4 protein-coding genes are annotated in these 3,054 nt (G+C 70.2%); all 4 read left to right on the top strand.

Annotation, left to right across the window (positions count from 1 at the left end; translation table 11 throughout):
• Nucleotides 1-964: glutamate-5-semialdehyde dehydrogenase (locus KDH83_RS30125; protein ID WP_212322579.1), on the top strand; the 964-nt coding region annotated here is incomplete at its 5' end.
• Nucleotides 965-1,027: 63 nt separating this feature from the next.
• Nucleotides 1,028-1,408 carry a hypothetical protein gene (locus KDH83_RS30120; protein ID WP_212322577.1) on the top strand — a complete coding sequence of 127 codons (381 nt, stop codon included), beginning with the start codon at nucleotides 1,028-1,030 and terminating at the stop codon, nucleotides 1,406-1,408.
• Nucleotides 1,409-1,412: 4 nt separating this feature from the next.
• Entirely contained in the window at nucleotides 1,413-2,204 is a 792-nt protein-coding gene (locus tag KDH83_RS30115; protein WP_212322576.1) for a fumarylacetoacetate hydrolase family protein, read from the top strand.
• Between the two features lie 91 nt (nucleotides 2,205-2,295).
• The gene (locus KDH83_RS30110) at nucleotides 2,296-2,844 is read left to right on the top strand and encodes a GNAT family protein (protein WP_212322575.1); all 549 of its coding nucleotides are present in this window, start codon (nucleotides 2,296-2,298) and stop codon (nucleotides 2,842-2,844) included.
• Nucleotides 2,845-3,054 lie beyond the last annotated feature (210 nt).

Below are 3,054 nucleotides of genomic sequence, written 5' to 3'. Positions count from 1 at the left end.
CACCGCCACCTCGCTGCGCCCCAACGGCATGCGCGTCGCGCAGATGCGCGTGCCGCTGGGCGTGATCGGCATCATCTACGAATCGCGTCCCAACGTGACCATCGACGCGGCCGCGCTGTGCCTGAAGTCCGGCAACGCCGCCATCCTGCGCGGCGGCAGCGAGGCGCTGCATTCGAACATCGCGCTGGGCCGCGTGGTCCAGGCCGGCCTGGCGGCCGCCGGACTGCCGCAGGACGCGGTGCAGGTGGTGGCCACGGCCGACCGCGCCGCGGTCGGCAAGCTGATCACCATGACCGAGCACATCGACGTCATCGTGCCGCGCGGCGGCAAGGGCCTGATCGCGCGCCTGGCCCAGGAAGCGCGCGTGCCGCTGATCAAGCACCTGGACGGCAACTGCCACGTCTACATCGACGCGGCCGCCGATCCCGACAAGGCCCACGCCATCGCCATCAACGCCAAGACCTACCGCTACGGCATCTGCGGCGCCATGGAAACGCTGCTGGTGGACGCGGTGGCGGCCGTGTCCATCCTGCCCAGCCTGGCGGCGGATTTCGCCGATCGCGGCGTCGAGCTGCGCGGCTGCCCGCGCACGCTGGCGCTGCTGCCGCAGCTCAAGCCCGCCACGGAAGAAGACTGGGGCACCGAGTACCTGGGCCCGGTCCTGGCGGTGCGCATCGTCGACACGCTGGACGACGCCATCGAGCACATCGCCCGCTGGGGTTCGGGCCACACCGACGCCATCGTCACCGAGGACCTGTCCGCGGCCCAGCGCTTCCAGCGCGAGGTCGATTCCAGCTCGGTCTACGTGAACCTGCCCACCTGCTTCGCCGATGGCTTCGAATACGGCCTGGGCGCCGAGATCGGCATTTCGACCAACCGCCTGCACGCGCGCGGCCCGGTCGGCCTGGAAGGCCTGACCACGCTGAAATGGGTGCTCAACGGCGAAGGCCAGTTGCGCGGCTGACGCCGCACCTCACGACAGACATTCATCGCGGCGTCCTCGCCGCGCAACCCCGGGATTTTCTTCATGCATACCCCCGCGCTGGCCATGGCCTTCAGCCTGTTCGTGCTGTGCTTCGTCACCTGCTCGATCAGCGGCATCGTGCTGTTCTTCTTCAAGGCCAAGCAGATCAACGCCCGATTCAAGCATCCCTACCTGGAGCACCGGGCCTTCAACCAGTATCCGCTGGCCATCCAGGCGGCGATCATGCTCGATTATTTCTTCCGGCTGATGTTCCCCGGCACGCGCTTCTGGCTCGTCGGCAACGCCAACCGCCTGCTGGCCCACGTGGATCCGAAGCAGGTGCCGCTGTCGCTCAAGTGGCCGGTGGTGGGCTTCTGGGGCGCCTGCTGGCTCGGGCTGATCGCCATGATCGCCCTGTGGACCATGCTGTTCCTGGGAATGTGACGCCATGCGAATCCAGATCGAAGAGTATCCCGGCAGCGTCGACGCCGCCCGTTTCCTGATCGCCGCCCGCGACGCCGGCGTGCCCGGCCCGCGCCTGCCCGCCGATTGCCGGCCGCAGACGCAGGGCCAGGCCTTCGCCGTGCAGCGCAGCACCGCCCGCCTGCTGCGCGAAACGCGACGCGACGACATCGCCGCCTGGAAGAGCGCGCTGCCCACGCCCGAAAAATCCGTGGTCGCGCCCATCTACACATCCACCGTCCATTTCAGCGCCACCTCGCCGGTGCCCTCGCATGGCGCCGTCGTGCGCGTCGAACCCGAGATCGCCTTCGAACTGGCGCGCGACCTGCCCGCGCGCGAACAGCCCTACAGCGAAGCCGAGATCGATGCCGCAGTCGGCGGCGCCCGGCTGGCGCTGGAAGTGCTGGGGTGCCGCTACGCGCTGCCCGAACACGCCAGCCTGCCCGAGCTGCTGGCCGACCACATGTTCAACCAGGGCCTGGTGCTGGGGCCGCGCATCGCGTCCGCCGACGACGCGCCCGCCAGCATGGCCATCACGCTGTCCGTGGACGGCCAGGATGCCGAGCAGCACGCGGGCATCCATCCCAACGGCCGGCCCAAGGCCGGCCTGTATTGGCTGGCGAACTTCCTGCGCGAACAAGGCACCGGCCTGCGCGCCGGCCAGCATGTCATCACCGGCTCGTATGCCGGCTTCCTGGACGTGCCGGCGGGCCGCGATCTCGAGATCGCCTACGGCGACCTGGGCGTGCTGCGCCTGCGCTTCGAAGCCCGCGGCTGAACGGCGCGGCCTGTCCCCGCCTATACTGGGACGCCAGTCCGCGCGCATGCCGCGCGCGGCGTCACCTGGCGCATACGCGCCCCACGCCATCATGCTGACCCTGCGCCCGCTCGCGGCACAAGACCATTCCCTTCTTGCCGGCTGGTTCTCCAGCCTTGCCGATGTCGTCCAATGGGGCGGCTCGCAGCTCTCCTATCCGCTCACGCCGCTGCACGTTGAAACCATGCTGGGCGAAGGCCGGGCCACGCCGCCCGCGCGCCGCTGCTGGATGGTTTGCCGCGATGGCGCGCCGGTCGGGCATGCGCAGCTGGCCTATGAATGGCATGACGGCAACGCGCGCCTGGGCCGCGTCGCCGTCGCGCCCGCCATGCGCGGCCAGGGACTGGCCCGCCCCCTGACGGCGCTGATGGTCCAGGAAGCGTTCAGCGCGCCGGGCATCGAGCGGCTGGAGCTGAACGTCTACATGTTCAACCAGCCCGCCCTGCGCACCTATGAAGCGCTGGGATTCAAGCTCGAAGGCGTGCGCCGCGCCTCGACGCGGGTGGGCGAACAGCGGTGGGATACCGGCATCATGGGGCTGCTGCGCCACGAGTGGCAGGCCGGCGCCGGCATGCCTGGCGCGCCATCCCGGGCGGGTTGAGGCGCCGCGCGCGCCCGCCAGCAGTTTGATATCCGGCGCGGAATCCCCGTTGGATCGGCCCCCGGGGCTGGCTGCGGCATCCGCGTCCGGCTTCGACGCCGACCTCAGGCTTGGGGTTCGGCGATGTCGATCGGCTGTCCCGCCGCCTCGATCGCCTCGCCCGCGGCCAGCCCCGGGGGCCGATCCAACGGGGATTCCGCGCCGGATATC

The organism is Achromobacter sp. Marseille-Q0513, from assembly GCF_018195695.1.
In the GTDB taxonomy this organism is placed as follows: domain Bacteria; phylum Pseudomonadota; class Gammaproteobacteria; order Burkholderiales; family Burkholderiaceae_B; genus Achromobacter.
Note: the sequence above shows the minus strand (reverse complement) of the source record. Positions and strands in the feature narration are given on the sequence as shown.

Excerpts from the sequence above, each read along its gene's own strand:
- KDH83_RS30120 (WP_212322577.1), top strand. The coding sequence starts at position 1,028 with ATGCATACCCCCGCGCTGGCCATGGCCTTCAGCCTGTTCGTGCTGTGC.
- KDH83_RS30115 (WP_212322576.1), top strand. The coding sequence starts at position 1,413 with ATGCGAATCCAGATCGAAGAGTATCCCGGCAGCGTCGACGCCGCCCGT.
- KDH83_RS30110 (WP_212322575.1), top strand. The coding sequence starts at position 2,296 with ATGCTGACCCTGCGCCCGCTCGCGGCACAAGACCATTCCCTTCTTGCC.